Source organism: Thioalkalivibrio sp. ALJ24 (assembly GCF_000377785.1).
Lineage (GTDB): Bacteria > Pseudomonadota > Gammaproteobacteria > Ectothiorhodospirales > Ectothiorhodospiraceae > Thioalkalivibrio.
This window is the reverse complement of the sequence record NZ_KB898725.1, coordinates 35,401-55,393: the sequence shown is the minus strand read 5'-3', so window position 1 is coordinate 55,393 and position 19,993 is coordinate 35,401. Positions and strand designations below refer to the sequence as shown.

17 protein-coding genes are annotated in these 19,993 nt (G+C 68.0%); 12 read left to right on the top strand and 5 right to left on the bottom strand.

Annotation, left to right across the window (positions count from 1 at the left end):
• Window positions 1-14: 14 nt before the first annotated feature.
• Together D571_RS0102395 and D571_RS0102390 are read left to right on the top strand one after the other, a co-directional pair.
• Window positions 15-428, top strand: coding sequence for a YchJ family protein (locus D571_RS0102395; RefSeq protein WP_026287520.1), 414 nt, complete (start codon window positions 15-17; stop codon window positions 426-428).
• A gap of 20 nt (window positions 429-448) precedes the next feature.
• The gene (locus D571_RS0102390; protein WP_018935080.1) at window positions 449-1,072 is read left to right on the top strand and encodes a DNA-J related domain-containing protein; all 624 of its coding nucleotides are present in this window, start codon (window positions 449-451) and stop codon (window positions 1,070-1,072) included.
• Window positions 1,073-1,082: 10 nt separating this feature from the next.
• On the opposite strand, the gene D571_RS0102385 is transcribed toward D571_RS0102390, so the two are convergent.
• Window positions 1,083-1,874, bottom strand: a complete 792-nt coding sequence (locus tag D571_RS0102385) for a ferredoxin--NADP reductase (RefSeq protein WP_018935079.1) — start codon at window positions 1,872-1,874, stop codon at window positions 1,083-1,085.
• A 329-nt stretch (window positions 1,875-2,203) separates the two neighbouring features.
• Here D571_RS0102385 and clpB point away from each other — a divergent pair, with 329 nt between their 5' ends.
• Window positions 2,204-4,786: an ATP-dependent chaperone ClpB gene (clpB, locus tag D571_RS0102380; protein WP_018935078.1), complete on the top strand. Its 2,583-nt coding sequence runs from the start codon at window positions 2,204-2,206 to the stop codon at window positions 4,784-4,786.
• A 96-nt stretch (window positions 4,787-4,882) separates the two neighbouring features.
• Here the strand turns inward: clpB and D571_RS0102375 are convergent, their stop codons facing one another.
• The gene (locus D571_RS0102375; protein WP_018935077.1) at window positions 4,883-6,133 is read right to left on the bottom strand and encodes a PQQ-dependent sugar dehydrogenase; all 1,251 of its coding nucleotides are present in this window, start codon (window positions 6,131-6,133) and stop codon (window positions 4,883-4,885) included.
• Between the two features lie 184 nt (window positions 6,134-6,317).
• On the bottom strand, window positions 6,318-7,667 hold the full coding sequence (gdhA, locus tag D571_RS0102370; RefSeq protein WP_018935076.1) for an NADP-specific glutamate dehydrogenase: 1,350 nt from the start codon (window positions 7,665-7,667) through the stop codon (window positions 6,318-6,320).
• 190 nt (window positions 7,668-7,857) lie between these two features.
• On the opposite strand from gdhA, the gene D571_RS0102365 reads away from it, so the two are divergent.
• From D571_RS0102365 to D571_RS0102350, 4 genes are all read left to right on the top strand, one after another.
• The gene (locus D571_RS0102365) at window positions 7,858-9,213 is read left to right on the top strand and encodes an alpha/beta fold hydrolase (RefSeq protein WP_018935075.1); all 1,356 of its coding nucleotides are present in this window, start codon (window positions 7,858-7,860) and stop codon (window positions 9,211-9,213) included.
• A 54-nt stretch (window positions 9,214-9,267) separates the two neighbouring features.
• Window positions 9,268-10,455: a putative zinc-binding metallopeptidase gene (locus tag D571_RS0102360; RefSeq protein ID WP_018935074.1), complete on the top strand. Its 1,188-nt coding sequence runs from the start codon at window positions 9,268-9,270 to the stop codon at window positions 10,453-10,455.
• Between the two features lie 21 nt (window positions 10,456-10,476).
• A complete protein-coding gene (locus tag D571_RS0102355) occupies window positions 10,477-12,147 on the top strand; it encodes a BCCT family transporter (RefSeq protein ID WP_018935073.1) in 1,671 nt (556 codons plus the stop codon).
• Between the two features lie 116 nt (window positions 12,148-12,263).
• The gene (locus tag D571_RS0102350; protein ID WP_018871131.1) at window positions 12,264-12,554 is read left to right on the top strand and encodes a hypothetical protein; all 291 of its coding nucleotides are present in this window, start codon (window positions 12,264-12,266) and stop codon (window positions 12,552-12,554) included.
• A gap of 36 nt (window positions 12,555-12,590) precedes the next feature.
• Here D571_RS0102350 and D571_RS0102345 read toward each other — a convergent pair whose 3' ends face one another.
• The gene (locus D571_RS0102345; RefSeq protein ID WP_018935072.1) at window positions 12,591-13,163 is read right to left on the bottom strand and encodes a TM2 domain-containing protein; all 573 of its coding nucleotides are present in this window, start codon (window positions 13,161-13,163) and stop codon (window positions 12,591-12,593) included.
• Window positions 13,164-13,264: 101 nt separating this feature from the next.
• Window positions 13,265-14,971 (bottom strand): bifunctional diguanylate cyclase/phosphodiesterase, encoded by a 1,707-nt coding sequence (locus tag D571_RS0102340; protein ID WP_018935071.1) that lies wholly within the window; start codon window positions 14,969-14,971, stop codon window positions 13,265-13,267.
• A gap of 159 nt (window positions 14,972-15,130) precedes the next feature.
• On the opposite strand from D571_RS0102340, the gene D571_RS0102335 reads away from it, so the two are divergent.
• From D571_RS0102335 to rng, 5 genes are read left to right on the top strand one after another with little or no spacing between them, the layout of a single operon-like run.
• Window positions 15,131-16,045 carry a LysR family transcriptional regulator gene (locus tag D571_RS0102335; RefSeq protein WP_018935070.1) on the top strand — a complete coding sequence of 305 codons (915 nt, stop codon included), beginning with the start codon at window positions 15,131-15,133 and terminating at the stop codon, window positions 16,043-16,045.
• Window positions 16,046-16,051: 6 nt separating this feature from the next.
• A complete protein-coding gene (locus D571_RS0102330) occupies window positions 16,052-16,798 on the top strand; it encodes a type 1 glutamine amidotransferase (protein WP_018935069.1) in 747 nt (248 codons plus the stop codon).
• Window positions 16,795-17,298 carry a hypothetical protein gene (locus tag D571_RS0102325; RefSeq protein ID WP_018935068.1) on the top strand — a complete coding sequence of 168 codons (504 nt, stop codon included), beginning with the start codon at window positions 16,795-16,797 and terminating at the stop codon, window positions 17,296-17,298. The genes D571_RS0102330 and D571_RS0102325 overlap by 4 nt, the downstream gene beginning before the upstream one ends.
• Window positions 17,295-18,428, top strand: a complete 1,134-nt coding sequence (locus D571_RS0102320) for an AI-2E family transporter (protein WP_018935067.1) — start codon at window positions 17,295-17,297, stop codon at window positions 18,426-18,428. The genes D571_RS0102325 and D571_RS0102320 overlap by 4 nt, the downstream gene beginning before the upstream one ends.
• Window positions 18,429-18,474: 46 nt before the next feature.
• The gene (rng, locus tag D571_RS0102315; RefSeq protein ID WP_026287519.1) at window positions 18,475-19,944 is read left to right on the top strand and encodes a ribonuclease G; all 1,470 of its coding nucleotides are present in this window, start codon (window positions 18,475-18,477) and stop codon (window positions 19,942-19,944) included.
• Window positions 19,945-19,993 lie beyond the last annotated feature (49 nt).

Here is a 19,993-nt window from a genome sequence, read left to right as displayed (position 1 = left end):
AGTTCGAGGGGGTCATGGGCCGTCGCAAAGCGAAATCCTCCGCCGGGTCGTGCCCCTGCGGTTCCGGCGTGGCGCGTGAACGCTGCTGCGGGCCGCGTATCGACGGCAGCGCCCCGGCGGAGACCGCCGAGGCGCTGATGCGTTCGCGTTACACCGCCTATGCCGAAGGCAACGAGGCCTACATCCTCGCGACCTGGGATCCGCAGACCCGTCCGGCCTCGCTGGAGCTGGATCCCGAGCGGCGCTGGCTGGGCCTGAATGTGCGCGACACCGAGGCCGGCGGACGGGATGACACCACCGGCGAGGTCGAATTCGTTGCCCGCGCGCGACTGCGCGGCCAGGGCATGCGCCTGCACGAGCGCAGCCGTTTCCGGCGCATCGATGGTCACTGGTACTACATCGACGGCGACATGCCGGACGCGACGTGAACCCGCCGGTCGATCCAGCCATGGATGCGCGCAGCGGGGTGGATACCGAGGTCGATCCGGGGCTGCTGGCGGCGGTGGAGCAGGGCGTGCGCGCCCAGGCCGAGGGACAGACCGAGCACGCGCTGATCGCCCGCCTGCGCGATGCGGGGGTGGTACCTTTTGCCGGGGCCGACCTGCGCGAGCCGCTGGGACTGTTCCGCACCCATTTCCTGCTGTTTCACTGCCTCTATCGCCTGCGCGACCGGTTGGCCGGCGAGGGCGCATGGCTGCGCATCCACTGCCTGGATATCGGCCTTCAGGCGCGCGCCCCGGAGGACGCGCGGGGCGCGGCGACTTCCGGAACGCGGCGTGCGGGGCTGGTGCGCGAGGATCCGCTGCGGGCCTATTACCTCGACCTGACGACCCTGGATCACATGGACGCAGCCGCGGTGCAGGCCCTGCTGGACGGCTTCTGGCGGCGGATGGACGGTGGTGACCGCCGGGCAGCGGCGCTGGCGGTGCTGGAGCTGGCGGACCCGGTGGACGATGCGGAGATCCGGTCGCGTTACCGCCGCCTGGCACAGCGCCACCACCCCGACCGGGGCGGCGACACGGCCATGCTTCAGCGCCTCAACGAGGCGCGCTGGATCCTGCTGGGGGACTGACGCGGGGGCGTCAGTCGTCGGCGTCGTCCATGGTGGTCACGAAGGCCTGCTCCACGGTGTAGGTGCCGGTCCCCTTGTAGCTGGTCTGCACCCAGCCGTGCTCCTCCAGCCACTGGCTCATCTCGCGGTTCATCGCGGGGTTGCCGCACAGCATCACGCGATCCTGCTCCGGATCCGCGGGCGGGAGATCCAGCGCCTGGAACAGCTCGCCCGAGCGGAACAGCTCGGCACCACGCCGGTTATTGTCGAATGGCTGCTGCGCGATCGGGCAGGCGAAGTCGTGATCCTCGCGGGTCACCGTGGGCACGTAGCGGAAGCGGTCGCTGATCTTCGCTTCCAGTTCCTCGCGATAGGCCAGTTCCTCCACGGTGCGCACGCTATGCACCAGGATCACCCGTTCGAAGTGCTCGAACACCTCGTCGCCGCGGACCAGCGAGATGAATGGCGCGATGCCGGTGCCGGTGGCCAGCATGTACAGATGCCGCCCGGGCTGCACATAGTCTACCGTCAGCGAACCGGTGACCTTGGTGTTGATCCAGATGGAGTCGCCGGGTTCGACATGGGCGAGGCGGCTGGTCAGGTCACCGTCGGGCACGTGGATGCTGAGGAACTCGAGCTCCTCGCTGGACGGGTCGGAGACGATCGAATAGGCGCGCGGGATCAGCTTGCCTTCCGGACGCAGGCCGAGGGTGACGAACTGGCCGTTGCGGAATTCGAAGCCTTCCGGCCGCGTGGTGGTGAAGCTGAAGGTCTTGTCCGACCAGCGCTGCAGGGACGTGATCTGTTGTTCCGAATAGGGCATGGCAATAAGAATATCCGAGTATTTTGATCAACAAAATACCAGAGCGGCCACGGCGTGCCCATACCGCCGCTGACGGACGGGTTATTGATCGGTTTCAGCTTTTCTTCAGTAGCGGTAGCGTTCGGTATCCGGGAGGGGCCGCGCGGGGGGTGAGACGGGTACGGGTCCATGGAAGATCAAGTGTCGCCGCGGCCCTGTCCGTTTCCGTGTGCGCATCGCGGTTGGGCCATTCCCGGCAGGGAAATCCGCCGTGCGGACTTGAAGCATGCCCCGGCCGGCCCCATGGTTCGGGTCAGTTACCAATTTGTGCGAGGAACAACCGAATGCGAATGGATCGCCTGACAACCAAATTCCAGAGCGCGATCTCCGACGCCCAGTCGCTGGCCGTGGGGCGGGATCACCAGTTCATCGAACCCGCCCACCTGCTGCTGGCCATGCTGGATCAGGAGGGCGGCACCACCCGCCACGTGCTCGACCGCGCCGGTGCCAACGTGCGCCAGCTGCGCTCCGCGCTGGGCGAGGCGCTGGACCGCATGCCGAAGGTGGAGGGCTCCGCCGGTGACGTGCGGGTCTCCAACGACCTCGGCCGCATGCTCAATGTCTGCGACAAGCTCGCCCAGGAGCGCAAGGACCAGTACATCCCCAGCGAGCTGTTCCTGCTAGCCGCGATCGACGAGAAGGCCGGTGTGGGCGAGATGCTGCGCAATGCCGGGGCCAACAAGGACAGCCTCGAAGATGCGGTGGAGCAGATCCGCGGCGGGGCTCAGGTGGACGACCCCAACGCCGAGGAGAATCGGCAGGCGCTGGAGAAATACACCACCGACCTGACCGAACGCGCCGAACAGGGCAAGCTGGATCCGGTCATCGGGCGTGACGAAGAGATCCGCCGTTCGGTGCAGGTGCTGCAGCGCCGGACCAAGAACAACCCGGTGCTGATCGGCGAGCCGGGGGTCGGCAAGACCGCGATCGTCGAGGGCCTGGCGCAGCGCATCGTCAACGGCGAGGTGCCCGAGGGGCTCAAGGACAAGCGCGTGCTGTCGCTGGACATGGGCTCGCTGCTGGCCGGGGCCAAGTACCGCGGTGATTTCGAGGAGCGGCTCAAGTCGGTGCTCAACGAGCTGTCGCAGGAAGAGGGTCGCGTGATCCTGTTCATCGACGAGATCCACACCCTGGTGGGGGCCGGCAAGGCCGAGGGCGCGATGGACGCCGGCAACATGCTCAAGCCGGCGCTGGCGCGCGGCGAGCTGCACTGCATCGGCGCGACCACGCTCAACGAATACCGCGAGAACATCGAGAAGGACGCCGCACTGGAGCGCCGCTTCCAGAAGGTGCTGGTGGACGAGCCGACCCAAGAGGACACCATCGCCATCCTGCGCGGGCTGAAGGAGCGCTACGAGGTGCATCACGGGATCGAGATCACCGACCCGGCGATCGTCGCGGCCGCGCAGCTCTCGCAGCGCTACATCACCGACCGCCAGTTGCCGGACAAGGCGATCGACCTGATCGACGAGGCGGCCAGCCGGATCAAGATGGAGATCGACTCCAAGCCCGAGTCCATGGACCGCCTGGAACGTCGCCTGATCCAGCTGAAGATCGAGCGCGAGGCGCTCAACAAGGAATCCGACGAGGCCTCGAAGAAGCGTCTGGGCACGCTGGAGGAGGAGATCGAGCGCCTGGAGCGCGAGTACTCCGACCTCGAAGAGGTGTGGAAGTCCGAGAAGGCTTCGGTCTCCGGCGCCGCGCAGCTCAAGGAAGAACTGGAGCGCGCGCGCCAGGAACTGGAGACCGCGCGCCGCGCCGGCGACCTGTCGCGCATGTCGGAGCTGCAGTACGGGAAGATCCCGGATCTGGAGAAGTCCCTGGCCATGGCCCACGAGATGGAGAGCCAGGAGACCCAGCTGCTGCGCAACAAGGTGACCGACGAGGAGGTCGCCGAGGTCGTTTCGCGCTGGACCGGGATCCCGGTGGCCAAGATGCTGGAGGGCGAGAAGGACAAGCTGCTGCGCATGGAAGAGGCCATCGGCGAGCGCGTGGTCGGCCAGAACGAGGCGGTCACCGCGGTGGCCAACGCCATCCGCCGTTCACGTGCCGGGCTGGCGGATCCCAACCGTCCGAACGGCTCGTTCCTGTTCCTCGGCCCGACCGGTGTGGGCAAGACCGAGCTGACCAAGTCGCTGGCCGGCTTCCTGTTCGATACCGAGGAGGCCATGGTGCGCATCGACATGTCGGAGTTCATGGAGAAGCATTCCGTGGCGCGGCTGATCGGGGCGCCCCCGGGCTATGTCGGTTACGAGGAGGGCGGCTATCTGACCGAGGCCGTGCGCCGCAAGCCGTACTCCGTGATCCTGCTGGACGAGGTGGAGAAGGCGCATCCGGACGTGTTCAACGTGCTGCTGCAGGTGCTGGATGACGGCCGCCTGACCGACGGTCACGGGCGCACCGTGGACTTCCGTAACACGGTGATCGTGATGACCTCCAACCTGGGCTCGCAGCAGATCCAGGAGATGGCCGGCGAGGACAACTACGATCGCATGAAGGGCGCGGTGATGGAGATTGTCGGGCAGCACTTCCGGCCGGAGTTCATCAACCGCGTGGACGACGTGGTGGTGTTCCACCCGCTGGAGCGCGAGCAGATCCGGGCGATTACCGATATCCAGCTCAGGTACCTGCGCGAACGTCTGGAGGAGCGCGAACTGGGGCTGGAGGTCTCGGATGCGGCACTGGATCACCTCGGCGAGGCGGGCTTCGACCCGGTGTACGGGGCGCGGCCGCTGAAGCGGGCGATCCAGACCCAGCTGGAGAACCCGCTGGCGCAGCAGCTGCTGTCCGGCGAGTTCGTCTCCGGCGACACCATCCGCGTGGACATGGAGGGCGGGGCCCTGCGCTTCGTCAAGCACGCCGAGGCGGCCTGAGCCGCCCCGGTTCGCCCCTGACCCCCCTCCACTTCATCATGGATGACACGAAGGCCCGCCCTATGCGGGCCTTCGTGCGTGCGGGCCGGTTGTCGGCTAGTCCGCCGGGTCCAGGCGGTACAGGCCGCTGTCGCCGTGGTCGGTGATCACGTACAGATGGCCGTCCGGTCCCATGGCCACGTCGCGGATGCGTCCCGGGGTGCCCTCGAGGATGATCTCGTCCTCGACCACCTCGTCGCCGTCCACCCGTAGACGCCACAGCTGGCCGCGCACCAGCGAGCCGGCGAACAGGTCGCCTTCCCAGTCCGCCACCGGTCCGCCCCGGTACACGCTCAGGCCGGACGGGGCAAACGAGTCTTCCCAGTAGAAGATCGGCTCGTTGACCCCGGGGGCCTGACGCCCGATCCCGACCGCCTCGCCGGTGGAGTATTCGTCGCCGAAGGCGACCTGCGGCCAGCCGTAATTGGCCCCGGCCTCCAGGCGATGCAGCAGGTCACCGCCGGACGGACCGTGTTCGGTAGTCCACAGCTCGCCGGTCTCCGGGTGGCGGACCATGCCCTGGTTGTTGCGATGACCGAAGGAGTAGATCTCCGGCAGCGGGCCGGCCGGATCGGCCGCATCCGCGAAGGGATTGTCGTCGGGTACCCGGCCGTCTTCCGTCAGGCGGATCATGGCGCCGCCCGGGTCGCGCACGTTCTGCGACGGATGGCGCAGGCCTCGGTCCCCGATGCTGAAGATCACGGTGCCGTCGCCGGGGAACAGGATGCGCGAGCCGTAGTGCCGGCCGGGGTCGTAGCGCGGGGTCTGCGCGAACAGGGTCTCGCGGTCCTCGAGCTCGGTGCCGTCGTCGCTCAGGCGGGCCCGCGCCAGCGCGGTACCGGTGCCGTAGTCGGCGTCGCCGACCACGCTGTCGGTGTCCCCGGGACTGGAATAGGTGAAGTAGATCCAGCCGTTGTCGGCGTAATCCGGATGCACCGCGACATCCAGCAGGCCGCCCTGGCTGCCGCCCTCGGGGGCGGTCCTCTGGGTCGCTTCGGCCTCGATGGCGGGCAGGTTGCCGATCTCGGTGGCCTCGTCCCCGTCGATCAGCCACAGCCGGCCGGGACGCTCGGTGATGATCTTGCGCCCGTCGGGCAGCCAGTCCACGGCCCAGGCGTGTTCCAGCCCCTCGACCACGCGCACCACGTCCAGCTCGGTGGCATCGGTGGTGACGCCGGAGGCCACGGTCTCGTTGCTGACCGCGACCCCGGCTCCGGCGGCCGTGCTGGCCGAGAGCAGGGCCACGGCCAGGCCGCCCGCGCCGGCACGACGGACCGTGGGGCGCCTGTTCGGGAAAGCTGTCTGCATCGCGCATACCTCCGTCTTTCTGGCTGGATGTTTTATCCTGAAACCGCATCGACGGGGTTGCAAACGCGAACATGCGCATGGATCGCGCTTCGCTGGTGCTCGGCGCCACCGGCCACCGTTACGGTGGCGGTGTGGATGGTGCCGGTGAGCGGGGGCCGGCGCCGGCAGCACCGGGCCCGTGACCTCAGATGTGACCCATGGCCTCCATCGCGCGGGCGACCTTGACGAAGCCGGCGATGTTGGCACCGGCCGAGTAGTTGCCCGGCGAGCCGTATTCCTCGGCCGTCTCAAAGCAGGTCTGGTGGATGTTCGCCATGATCTCCTGCAGGCGTGCTTCGGTGTATTCGAAGCTCCAGGAGTCGCGGCTGGCGTTCTGCTGCATCTCCAGCGCACTGGTGGCCACGCCGCCGGCATTGGCGGCCTTGCCGGGACCGAAGGCGATGCCCGCCTCGCGGAAGGTCTGAATGCCCTCCGGGGTCACCGGCATGTTGGCGCCTTCGGCGACCGCGATGCAGCCGTTTTCGACCAGCGCCTTCGCGTCCTTGCCCGTCAGTTCGTTCTGCGTGGCGCAGGGCAGGGCGACCTCGCAGGGGATCTCCCAGATGCAGCCGTTCTCACGGTATTTCGCGCTCGGCTTGCGTTCGGCGTAGTCCGAGACCGGGCCGCGTTCACGCTCCTTGATCTGACGCAGCAGGTCCAGATCCAGACCGTCCTCGTCGAGAATCACGCCACGCGAGTCGGAACAGGCGATGACCTTCGCGCCCAGCTGCTGCGCCTTCTGCGTGGCGAAGATCGCCACGTTGCCGGCCCCGGAGATCACCACCCGCTTGCCTTCGAGGGAGTCGTTGCGGGCCTTCAGCATCTCCTGGGTGAAGAATACCGCGCCGTAGCCGGTGGCCTCGGTGCGCGCACGGCTGCCGCCCCAGTCCAGACCCTTGCCGGTGAACACGCCCGATTCGAAGCGGTTGGTCAGGCGCTTGTACTGCCCGAACATGTAGCCGACCTCGCGCTGGCTCACACCAATGTCGCCCGCGGGCACGTCGGTGTATTCGCCGAGGTAGCGATACATCTCGGTGATCAGGCTCTGGCAGAAGCGCATGATCTCGCCGTCGGAGCGGCCCTTGGGATCGAAGTCACTGCCGCCCTTGCCGCCGCCGATCGGCAGGCCGGTAAGCGCGTTCTTGAAGACCTGGGAGAAGCCGAGAAACTTGACGATGCCCAGGTACACCGACGGGTGGAAGCGGATACCGCCCTTGTACGGCCCTAGTGCGCTGTTGAACTGCACGCGGAAGGCCCGGTTGATCTGCAGTTCGCCGCGGTCGTCCTGCCAGGGCACGCGAAAGATGATCTGGCGTTCCGGCTCGCAGACGCGCTGGATGATCTTCAGGTCGGCGAATTCCGGGTACTTGACCAGAACCGGGCCCAGGGTCTGCAGCACCCCGTGCACGGACTGATGGAACTCCGTCTCGCCCGGGTTGCGATGCAGGACTTCCTGATAGATCGGTTCGAGTTTCTCGTCGAGACTTCCGTTCATGTTGTGTCTTCCTGTGTGAATCGTGGGCGCGCATTAAGGCACAAGCCGGTATCCGGGACAATCCTTGCTGCCTCTCGATGGTGCGTCATGCACCCCGGTGGTGCGGGCTGGACGGGCAGCCCGCCGCGCGGGAATATGCCCGGAATGCAAGCATCGGGGCCCGCCGGAGGCCGGGCCGGAGGGTGAGACCATGGACGAGCGGGCAGGGCGGCGTGACACGTTCCGGCGGTTGACGCGGCGGCTTGTGCGGGTGGTGGTGCTGGCCATGGCGGCGGCCGCGAGCGGCTGCACGCTGCTCGAGGCGCGCGGCCAGTTCGCTGCGATGCAGGGCGCCTGTGTGATCGAGGGCAGCATCGAAGGGGCAGCAGAAACCAGTATCGCGCCGGAGGATGGTGCCTATCGGGTGCTGGCGGTGCGCGAGCGCGGCGAGGGTCTGCCGCCGGAGGTCGTGGATCACGTCCTGACCGGGCCCGGGGGGCGCTGGTTCTTCGCCCTGGAACCGGGGGAGTGGTCGGTGCTGGGGTACTGGCAGGACGGTTCGGATACCGACTCGGGTGCGGATCCGGCGGCGGTGGCGGTTCATGGCCTGGAACACGGCCCCGCGATCCACTGCGCCGCCGGCGACCGCCATCTGGACCAGCGCATCCGCCTGGATAACCCCGCCACGCGCATCCCGGGGGCCTTCGCCGAGGGCGGGCTGGTGCTCCCGGCTGCCGGCCCGGAGCGCGCCGCGGGCGAGGATGCGCTGTTCAGCCTCGGGCGGATGACGACTTTCGGGGAAGTGGCCTCGCTGGAGGACCCGCGTTTTGATCCCGCGCTCGCCGCCGCGAGTCAGTGGCGGCCGCTCGATTTTGTGCGCGAGGGCCACGCCGGGGTGTATTTCCTGGATGGCCAGCACGATGCCGAGCGCGAGCCGGTGCTGTTCATCCACGGCATGAACGGGTCGCCCCGTTCGTTCGCGGCCCTGATCGAGGATCTCGACCTCTCGCGCTTTCAGCCCTGGGTGTACTACTACCCCTCGGGGGTGCCGCTGGAGGCGGCAGCGGTACACCTCGCCCAGGTCATGGAGGAGCTGGAGCTGCGCCACGACGTGCAGCGGTATCAGGTCGTGGCCCACAGCATGGGCGGTCTGGTGGCTCGCGGTTTCCTGCTGGAACGCGAGCGCCGCGCGGCGCCGGCCGAGGTGCCGCTCCTGGTGACCCTGGCCACCCCCTGGGACGGGCACCGGATGGCCGCCACCGGGGTGTCGCGCGCGCCGGTGGTAGTGCCGGTGTGGCGGGATCTGGCGCCGGGCTCCGAGTACCTCGAGCGCCTGTTTGCCCCCGGGGCGGAGATCCCGGCACAGACCCATCTGCTGTTCGCGCACCGGCGCGACAGCGGCCGCAGCCGCGAACTGACCGACGGCGTGGTCAGCCTCGAGAGCATGCTGCGGCCGGAGGCCCAGGCCGCGGCCACGAGCATCTACGGGGTGGATACCTCGCATGCCGGCATCCTCGAGCACCCGCGAACGCTCACGCGGGTGCGGGAGCTTCTGGAATCCCGCTGACGGCGGGCCCGCGAGGGCGTACTCTGGAACCGTTACCCGTGGCGGGAGGTGCCCATGGAGCTGTTCGAATGCGATGCCTGTGGTATGGCGGTCCACTTTGACAATACCTGTTGTACCGCCTGCGGGCACCGTCTGGGTTTCCTGTCGGATCGCCTGCGGGTGGCGGCCCTCCTCCCTGATGGCGAGGGTCGGGATGCCCGCGGGCAGGAGATCCCGGGCGGCTGGTGGCGGGTGGCCGGCGAGGTCGATGGTGTTCGCTATCGCCAGTGCCGGCACTACGCGGTGGACGGGGTCTGTAACTGGATGGTCCCCGAATCCGACGCGCATCCGTTCTGCCGTGCGTGCCGTCTGAACCGGACCATCCCGGATCTGGGTGTGGCGGGCAACCGCACATTGTGGGCGCGTCTGGAGGCGGAGAAACGGCGGCTGGTGTACGGCCTGCTGCGGCTGGGTCTGCCGCTGGTATCGCAGCGCGAAGATCCGCAGGGCCTTGCCTTCGATTTTCTGGCCTCGACCACGCCCGCGTTTCAGGAAGGCGGGGGTGTGGTGACCGGGCACGCGGCCGGGCTCATCACCCTCGACATCGCGGAGGCCGATCCGGCGGTGCGCGAGCGCATGCGCGAGGCGATGGCCGAGCCCTACCGCACCATTCTCGGCCACTTCCGCCACGAGAGCGGGCACTATTACTGGGAACGTCTGGTGCGCGGCGGACCGGCGCACGAGGACTTCCGCCGGGTGTTCGGTGACGAACGCGCCGACTACGACGCCGCGCTTCGCCGGCACTATCGCGAGGGGCCGCCGGCCGACTGGCAGGGCCGGTTCGTCAGCGCCTATGCCAGCGCCCATCCGTGGGAGGACTGGGCCGAAACCTGGGCGCACTACCTGCACATCGTCGACACCCTGGATACCGCCCGCGCGTACGGCCTGCACGTGGGCGCGCCGGCTCTGGCGGGTGCGTCCATGCGGCAGACACCGGATTATGATCCCTACAACGCCCCGGATATCGATACTCTGATGGACCACTGGCTGCCGCTGACCAACGCGCTCAACAGCCTGAACCGCAGCATGGGGCACGGCCATGTCTATCCGTTCATGCTGACCCCCGCGGCGATTACCAAACTGCAGTGGGTGCATGCGATGATTCGCGACCATCGCGAGACGCCCGGCCCGGTTTCGGGTGCGGCGCCGCCCGGCGGGGCGGCCACGACCGGCGCGGCCGCCGGCGGTTGCGCGACCGACTGACCTCGAACTGCAGGGGATTGCATGTACAACGTTGCCACCCGCGGACCGTTCAAGGGCCTCAACCCCCGGGTTGCCCTGGTGTCCATCATTGCCGTGCTGATCATCGTGGCGCTGGCGATCTACCGCACCGATCAGGTCGATGCCGCGGTCAGCGGCGCGCGCGATTTCCTCAATCCGCTGCTGGAGTGGTATTACGTGGTGGCCATGGCCTTCTTCCTGGTGCTGGTCATCTGGCTGGGGGTCGGGCGTTACAAGGACGTGCGCCTGGGCCATGACGACGAGGTCCCGGAGTTCACCACCCTGTCCTGGCTGGCGATGCTGTTCGCCGCCGGCATGGGGGTGGGTTTGCTGTTCTGGGCCGTGGCCGAGCCGCTGAGTCACTACGGCGGCAATCCGTTCGTGGCCGGCGACGGCGATCCGGCCGCCGCCGACATGTCCATGGTGCTGACCTATTTCCACTGGGGGCTCAACGCCTGGGCGGTGTTCGCGCTGCTGGCGCTGATGCTGGCCTACTTCGGTTTTCGCCGGGGCCAGCCGCTGGCGCTGCGCTCGGCCCTGCATCCCATCCTGGGCAAGTACGTGCATGGCTGGCCGGGGGACATCGTCGACCTGCTGGCGATCCTCGCGACGGTATTCGGCATCGCCACCACCCTGGGCCTGGGCATCCAGCAGCTGGGGTCGGGGCTGGATCACCTGACGGGTATGGGCACCTCGGCGACTACCGAGGTGGTGATCACCGCGGTGCTCACGGTGATCGCGGTGCTGTCGGTGGTGACCGGGCTGCAGTCCGGCGTGCAGCGGATCTCGCAGGCCAACATGTGGCTCAGCGCGGGGCTGCTCGCGCTGCTGCTGATCTGGGGGCCGACCCAGTACCTGCTGGCGCTGGTGGTGCAGTCCGCCGGTTCCTATCTGCAGAACCTGATGGGGCTGTCGCTGTACACCCATGCCCACCATACCGACGGCTGGCATGCGGAATGGACGGTGTTCTACTGGGGCTGGTGGCTGGCCTGGGCACCGTTCGTCGGACTGTTCATCGCGCGCATCTCGCGCGGGCGCACCCTGCGCGAGTTCGTGATGGGCGTGCTGCTGGTGCCCACCCTGATCACCTTCGTTTGGCTTGGGCTGCTGGGGGGCACCGCGCTGTACGCCGAGTCCGAGGGGATGGCCGGCATCGCCGCCGCGGTCAGCGAGGACATGACCCGCGCGACCTTCCTGACCATGGAGACCCTGGAGCCGGGGGTGGTCGCACTCGGTGGCAGCCTGCTGGTCACGGTTCTGATCGCGACCTATCTGCTGACGTCCGCGAACGCCGGCATCGTGGTGATCAACACCCTGCTGGCCCACGGCTCCACCGAGCACCGCACGGTGCACCTGGCGATCTGGGGCGGGGCGATGGGCCTGCTGACCGCGGTGCTGCTGCTGGCCGGCGGGCTGGAGGTGCTGCAGAGCGCGGTCATCCTCGCGGCCCTGCCGTTCTCGCTGGTGATGGTGGTGATGATCGTCGGGCTGATCCGCGGTCTGGAGGAGGAACGCTGGGCGCCGCGGCCGGGCGCGCACAACATCCTGCCCTCGGAGCCCTGGCAGGTGCCACCGGACCGGGCCTACGAGGATTTCGACGTGGATGACGATGCCCCGCTGGCCGAGCATTCGCCGGATGCCGATGACGAGGCCTGGCGCTCGCGCCAGGGCTGAGCGAGGCTGCGGTCCCGGGGAAAGGCCCGCCGGCACGCGGGCCGACTTTCGGTGTGCGCGGGCATGGCTTAGGGTGCCGGTCTGTACAACTCAAGAGCGCGAACGGAGACCGCCACATGAGCGACGAGACCCTGCAACTGTCCGGTGAACTGATCCAGAAGGTCCAGGGCGTGCTGGCCGAGGCCGACCCGCGTGCCCAGCAGCCGCTGGTGGCCGTGCAGTATCTGAGTGCGATCACCGGCTTTCTGCTGGCGCAGATGCCCGAGTCGGTGGATGAACGCAAGGACTATCTCAAGCAGCTCGCCGCCTTCACCGAATCGGTGTTCGACGACGTGGAAGGCCAGAAGCAGCAGCAGCCCGCTGCGCCGCAGGAAGCCAGCGGCGTGTGGCGCCCCGGCGACGACTGAGCCGGCGGTCGGCGACGGGGGCGCCGGAGCGGCCGGTCAGTCCTCGTCGTCCTGACGGCGCTGCCGCATCTGCCGCAGCATCGCCTCCTGTTCGTTGAAGCTGGGCATGCGGCGTTTCCCCCCGGCATCGCGATCGCGATCGTTGGCACCGGCGGGGCCCGGCTGGCCCGGGCGTTCGCCTTCCTTGACCTCCTGGTATTCCTGCAGCTCGCGTTGGGCGTCCTCGTCGGAGGTGTAGCGTCCGCGATAGTCCTGCGGCGGACGATGGCCCTTGCGCAGGAAGGCCCGCATCCGCAGTTCCTTGTTGTAGCGCGTTACGCGACGGTCGATCCACACCAGGTCGAAGGCCGCCAGCCCGGCGACCGGGACCGCCGGCAGCAGCCACCAGAGACCGGGCGCCAGGGCTGCCAGTGCCGCGGTTGCCACGCTGCCGGCCACGAACGCGAACCCGCCCAGTGGCTCGTGCAGGTAGAAACGGTGCGCCCCGGCCGGGAACAGGACCCAGGCGGCATAGGCGGCCGGCCGCGAGCGCATGGCTGTGGCGAGCCGGGCGTTTACCGCCTGCAGCCCGCCGCCTTCCAGATCGAGTTTCTTCCAAGCCTTGCTCATGCTCGCAGTTTAGGGAACTCCGTGGCCGGAGGCGATTGCGGGCGCGTGGCGCGGGGACTTTGCGTGTTGCCCTTGCGCGCCCTGGCGGACGTGGGGCCGGTTCAGGTGGCGGGCTGCGCCGTGCGGCGCGTGCGGGCCCAGTGGATCAGCTCGTCCAGCGGCATGGGGCGGGCGATGCCGTAGCCCTGCACGGCATCGCAACCCAGTTGGCGCAGCTCGCTCAGGGTCCTGTCGTCCTCCACGCCCTCGGCCACCACCTGCAGCCCGAGGTCGTGTCCCAGGCCGATCGCCGCGCGGGTGATCCGGCCGTCCACCCGTTGCTGTGCCATCTCGCGCACGAAGGCCTGATCGATCTTCAGTGCATGCACCGGCAGACGGCGCAGGTAGGCCAGTGAGGCCTGTCCGGTGCCGAAATCATCGACCGCGAGGCCGACGCCCGCGGCCTGGAGGCGATCCAGCGCGGTGATGACCTCTTCCGGATCGGTCATCACCGCGGTCTCGGTAAACTCCAGCTCCAGGTCGCCGGGTCGCAGGCCCGCGCGCTGGATGATCGCGAGGACGTGTCCCGCAAACCCGGGATCGATGAAATTGCGTGCCGACACGTTCACGCTGACCGGGATGGCGATGCCGGCTTCGCGAAGTCGCCGGGTGTCGGCCGCCGCGCATTCCAGCAGCTCGCGCGTCAGCGGATGGATCAGTCCGGTCCGTTCGGCCTGGGGAATGAACTCGTCGGGCGGGATGAGCCCGTATCGCGGGTGCTCCCACCGCAGAAGGCCCTCCACCCCCAGCAGCCGGCCGTTGCCGGGATTGGTCTTGGGCTGGTACCACAGGTGCAGCTGATCGCGTCCCAGGGCCTCCTGCAGGGCGCCCAGGCGGGCCACGGTGCGCCGCGAGCGTTCATCCTGGCGCGGGTTCCACTGACGGCAGGCGTGCCCGCTGGTGCGTGCCTCGTGCATTGCCATCCATGCTCGCGTCAGCAGGCGCGCGGGATCGTCGTCCTCGCTGTCGGGGAAGGTGGCCACGCCGGCGTGGGCGCCCAGATAGACCGGGATGCCGTGCAGCTCGAACGGTGCCTGCAGGCGTTCCACTGCCTGCTGGGTGATGGTCTGGCAGGGCCGCTCGCCGCTGTCCGTCAGCACCAGCACGAAGTGGTCGTCGTGAATGTGGTAGAGGCGCCCGTCGCCCGTCCGGGCCGAGACCTGCAGCCGCTCGGCGATCGCCCGCAGCAGGGGTTCTTCGGCCCCGAGGCCCAGCGCGCTGATGGTGTCCTCGTAGTTATCCATGCGCAGGCTGGCCAGGCGGGTGGCGGGCGGCGACCCCGCGCCGGCCGGTGCGAGCGCGAAATGGTCGCGGAGGTCGTTTTCCAGTGCCTGGCGGTTGGGCAGTCCGGTGACCGGGCTGGTGAGGGCCTGGTTCACCAGCTGGCGGGCGTGGCTGTGCAGCTGGCCGAACATCCAGCCGGTAGCGCCTCCCAGGAATACGTACAGCCCCGTGCGGGTGGTCCAGCTGAGCAGGGGCTGCATCTGCCCGGTGGTGGTGTCCATGGGCATGAACGGCCCCAGCGCCAGACCGGCCAGCAGGCCCAGCGCCGCGCCTCCGCGCGCTCCGAAGATCGCGGCCCCGGCCAGGATCGGGATCAGGATAAAATTGAGATAGGCCGTTGCGGTGCCGCCGGTGCGCAGGACCAGAGCGATCACCGCGCCCATCTGGATCAGGATCAGCAGCAGCGCCGCCACGCGCCGGAACCCGGCGATCTCCTGCCAGGGTTCGGGGCGCCAGCGGGATTCGAGCAGCCGATGAATGTCCATGGAACTCCCGGGCGGGTGATGGCGGTGCGCGCGTACCCGTGCGGGTCCGAGCATAGCCCATCTGGCCGGCAGAGCCACGGCCGGCCGTGCGACCTGGTGTACGCTGATCCGCGTTTCCCTAACATGACGCTCCCGAGGGAGCGCGGAGGAACGGAGTCGATGGCCGATCGACGTTTGCAGGTATTTCTGACCGTGGCACGGCAGCTGTCCTTTACCCGGGCCGCGGAGACCCTGCACATGACCCAGCCGGCGGTCACCTTCCAGATCCGGCAGCTGGAGGAACAGCTGGAAGCGCGGTTGTTCGACCGCAACCACAACCGGGTGGCGCTGACCGAGGCAGGCGAACTGGTGCGCCGCTATGCCGAGCGCATCTTCGATACCTACGGCGAGATGGAAGCCGCCCTGCGCGAGCTGAAAGGGGCGGCCGGGGCGCTGGTGATCGGCGCCAGCACCACGGTGGCGGAATACATGCTGCCTTCCCTGCTGGGCGCGTTTCGTCGCGCGCACCCGGAGATCGGCATCCGCCTGCGGGTGGGCAATACGGTGACCGTGGTGGGCATGGTCGAGGAGGGCAGCGTGGACCTGGGAATCGTCGAGGCCTCGGTGGGCCAGCGCAACCTGGAGGTGCAGGCTTGTTTTGGCGACCGCCTGCGGCTGGTGGTGCCGCCGGACCATCCGCTGGCCGGACGCGTGCAGGTCGGGGTCGAGGACTTCATCCATGCCCCATTCATATGCCGTGAGGAGGGTTCCGGGACCCGCGAGGTCATCATGGAGTACCTTGGGCAGGCCGGGTACGACCGCAACGCCCTGCGCGGCTGCATGGAACTGGGAAGCCCCGAGGCCATCAAGGGGGCCGTGGCCGCCGGAATGGGGGTCTCGGTGCTGTCCGAGGCCGTGGTGGCCAAGGAACTGGCGCTGGGCGAACTGGTGGCGATCCCGCTCGACCCCGCGCTGGAAAGGCCGATCTCGCTGGTCCACGCGCGGCAGAAATTCCGGGTGCCGACGCTGGAGGTGCTCAAACAGTTCCTGCAGGACTACTGCCGGCCCGGTCCCGACATGCCCAAACAAGGATAAAGTGCGATGAAGAACTACTGCGTAGTACAGCACACCTATTCCGAGTTCCTGGCCCTGATCGAGGCCCAGCTCGAAAAACGCGACATCGGTTTCTCCTATTACCGCCCCTTCGTCGGGCAGGATCTGCCCGGCTCGGCGGCCCAGTTCGACGGCCTGTGGCTGCTGGGTGGCGCCTGGCCCACGGCGGACCGCGAGAACAACCCGCAGGTCCCGGACGAACTGTCCCTGATCGACATCTTCCGCCGCTCGCAGCGCCCGGTGGTCGGGCTCGGCATGGGCGGGCTGCTGGTGGCCGAACAGGCCGGGGGCACGGCCCGCGAGGAGCCGCCCTACGTGGCGCGCTTCACCACCGCCCACAAGACCGCCGCCGGCGAGGGTGATCCGGTGGCCGAGGAGATGGACGGCCAGCGCGTGCTGCAGCTGCACCATGGCTCGGTGGAGCTGCCCGATGGGCTGGAGCCGGTCATGGTGGACGACGACGGCCAGTGGCTGGTAGTGCGCCCGGACGAGCTGACCTATGGCATGCTTTTCCGGCCGGAGGCCAAGCCGGGGATGCTGGAAGACATACTGATGGAAGCCGACCACAATCCGCCGCCGAACATGGGCGAATTGCTGGGCGAGGCACGCATGGAATGGAACGGGATGCAGCAGGTGACCGACAGGCTGATCGTGGCGCTGGTCAAGCAGCTGTCGCTGATGCAGGAGCGGCGCAAGATGCCGGTATTCAGCCTGCAGATCGAGGGTGATGGATGATCCCGCCGAAGGGCTCCACGGAGGGCGGCCTGCCCGGGGGACTCGAGCAGGTTCTGGCCGCCGGCCAGGGCGGGCGGCGGCGTGACGCGACCACCGAGGCGATCGCCGAAGTGGCCGCGCGGCTGTCCGAGTCCGACCGCCAGAGCCTGCTGAAATTCGCGCGATTCCTCGAATCGCAGGGTGACGGGGCGGATCCGGGGGACGGCGACGCCGGCGAACCCGAACCCGCCGGTGTCCCGGAGCCCGAACCGATCCCGCGGCCCGAAAACGAGTCGGTGATCAAGGCGATGCGCCGCCTGACCGCCACCTACTACATGCTGGATCGCGGCAAGCTGCTCAACGAGGCCTCGTCCTTGATGGCCCAGCACGTGATGCAGGGGCGCGAGGCTGCCGAGGTGATCGACGAACTGGAGACGGTTTTCTGGTCTCACTATCAGGCGAAGGTGCAGGCCGAGGACCCGCACCGCGGCGGTAACGAAAGGGAAGGCCCGACGTCATGATCGACATGCTCCGCCAGTGGTACCGGCGGCATTTCACGGATCCACAGGTCGTGATCCTGGCCATGCTGCTGCTGGTCGGGCTGCTGATCATCATGTTTGCCGGCCGCATCCTCGCGCCTCTGCTGGCGAGCGTGATCATTGCCTACCTGCTGGAGGGAGCGGTATCCAAGCTCCAGCGTCTGCATGTGCCGCGCATCATCGCGGTGGTTCTGGTGCTTCTGGGCGCGTTGCTGGCGACCGTGGCCGCGCTGTTCAGCGTGGTGCCGTTGATGTCGCAGCAGGTGACCCAGCTGGTGCGAGAACTGCCGGGCATGATCTCCGAGGGTCAGGCGCTGCTGCTGCAGCTGCCGGAGCGCTATCCACAGCTGATCACGGACGAGCAGGTGTTCGAGCTGATGGGCGCGATCCGCGCCGAGGCCACCCAGATGGGGCAGCAGGTGGTCACCTTCTCGCTGGCCTCCGCGCGGCATCTGGTGGACGTGGTGATCTACCTGATCGTGGTCCCGCTGATGGTGTTCTTCATGCTCAAGGACCGCGACCAGATCCTGGGCTGGATCCGCGGCTTCATGCCCCGCGACACGCACCTGGCCAGCGAGGTCTGGGGCGAGGTGAACCTGAAGATCGCCAGCTACGTGCGCGGCAAGTTCATCGAGATCCTGATCGTCTGGGCGGTCAGCTTCGCCACCTTCCACTGGTTCGAGCTGGAATACGCGGTGCTGCTGTCGTTCATGGTCGGGATCTCCGTGATCATCCCCTATATCGGTGCCGCGGTGGTGACCATCCCGGTGGCCGCGGTGGCGTACTTCCAGTTCGGTTTCAGCTCCGAGTTCGCCTGGGTGCTGGTGGCCTACGGCGTGATCCAGTTCCTCGACGGCAACGTGCTGGTGCCGCTGCTGTTCTCCGAGGTGGTCAACCTGCATCCGGTGGCGATCATCGCCTCGGTGTTCATCTTTGGCGGTATCTGGGGCCTGTGGGGCGTGTTCTTCGCCATCCCGCTGGCGACTCTGGTACACGCGGTGATCAAGTCCTGGCCCCGCAACCTGCCGTCCGGGCCACCACCGGACGAGAAATCCCGGCCGCAGGCCAGTGATACTCCGGGCGATGCGCCGCCCGCGCGCGACCCCGCCTGAGGCGGGGTCGCGTTCCCTGTTTTTTTACCCCGACCAAAGATCCCGCATGACCGGAACCGAACTGCTGATGAACGTCACGCCCCAGGAGAGCCGGGTGGCCCTGGTCGAGAACGGCGTGCTGACCGAGCTGCACATCGAGCGCGCCCGGCAGCGGGGGATCGTCGGCAACATCTACAAGGGCCGCGTGGTGCGCGTGCTGCCGGGCATGGACGCGGCGTTCGTCGAGATCGGGCGTGACCGCACCGCCTTCCTGCATGCCTCGGACGTGATCCCGCGCAACGCCGGCGAGGGCGAGGGCCGCGGCAACGAGGGGATCCGCGACCTGCTGCACGAGGGTCAGGAGCTGCTGGTGCAGGTGACCAAGGACCCCATGGGATCCAAGGGCGCGCGCCTGACCACCTACATCACGGTGCCGGCACGCCACCTGGTGCTGATGCCCAACCAGAACAACGTGGGGGTCAGTACGCGCATCGAGGACGATGCGGTGCGCGCCCGCCTGCGCGAACAGGTCGAGGCCCTGCGTGACGAGCTGGCCCCGCAGCACGGCTTCATCGTGCGCACCGCGGCGGAGCTGGCCGATTCCGAGGCGTTGCGCATCGACACCGCTTTCCTGAAGAAGATCTGGGACAGCCTCCAGGAGGCGGCCAGCACCGCCCCGGCCGGGACCGAGGTGTACGCCGACCTCCCGCTGGTGCAGCGCATCCTGCGCGACATGGTCGGGGTGGATCTGGAACGCGTCCGCATCGACTCGCGCGAGACCTACCAGAAGATCGCGGATTTCTCCCGGCGCTACCTGCCGGAGCTGAGCGAGCGTATCGAGCACTACCCGGGCGAGCGGCCGATCTTCGACCTTTTCAACATCGACGAGGAGATCCAGCGCGCGCTGGAGCGCAAGGTCGAGCTCAAATCCGGCGGCTACCTGATCTTCGACCAGACCGAGGCGATGACCACGGTGGACATCAACACCGGCGGGTTCGTCGGCCACCGCAAGCTCGAGGAGACCATCTTCAAGACCAACCTCGAGGCGGCCCAGGCCATTGGTCGCCAGCTGCGCCTGCGCAATCTCGGCGGGATCATCATCATCGATTTCATCGACATGCAGGACGACGAGCACAAGCGCCAGGTGATCCGCGCACTGGAGAAGGCGCTGGAGCGCGACCACGTGAAGACCCAGATCTGCGACGTGTCGCCGCTCGGTCTGGTGGAAATGACCCGCAAGCGTACCCGCGACAGCCTCGAGCATCAGTTGTGTGAGCCCTGTCCCACCTGTGGCGGCCGGGGCTATCTCAAGACGGCCGAAACCGTGTGTTATGAACTGTTTCGCGAGATCCTCCGGGAAGTACGCCAGTACGATGCCCGCGAACTGCGGGTGCTGGCCTCGCAGAGCGTGATCGACCTGCTGCTGGACGAGGAGTCGGCTAGCCTGGCGGAGCTGCAGAGCTTCGTTGGCATCCCTATCCGTTTCCAGGTCGAAACCCTCTATACCCAGGAGCAGTTCGACGTGGTGTTTGTCTGACCGGAGGTTTCCCAGCGTGAATGCAGCGGAGCGAGCCGGACGCGGCGGG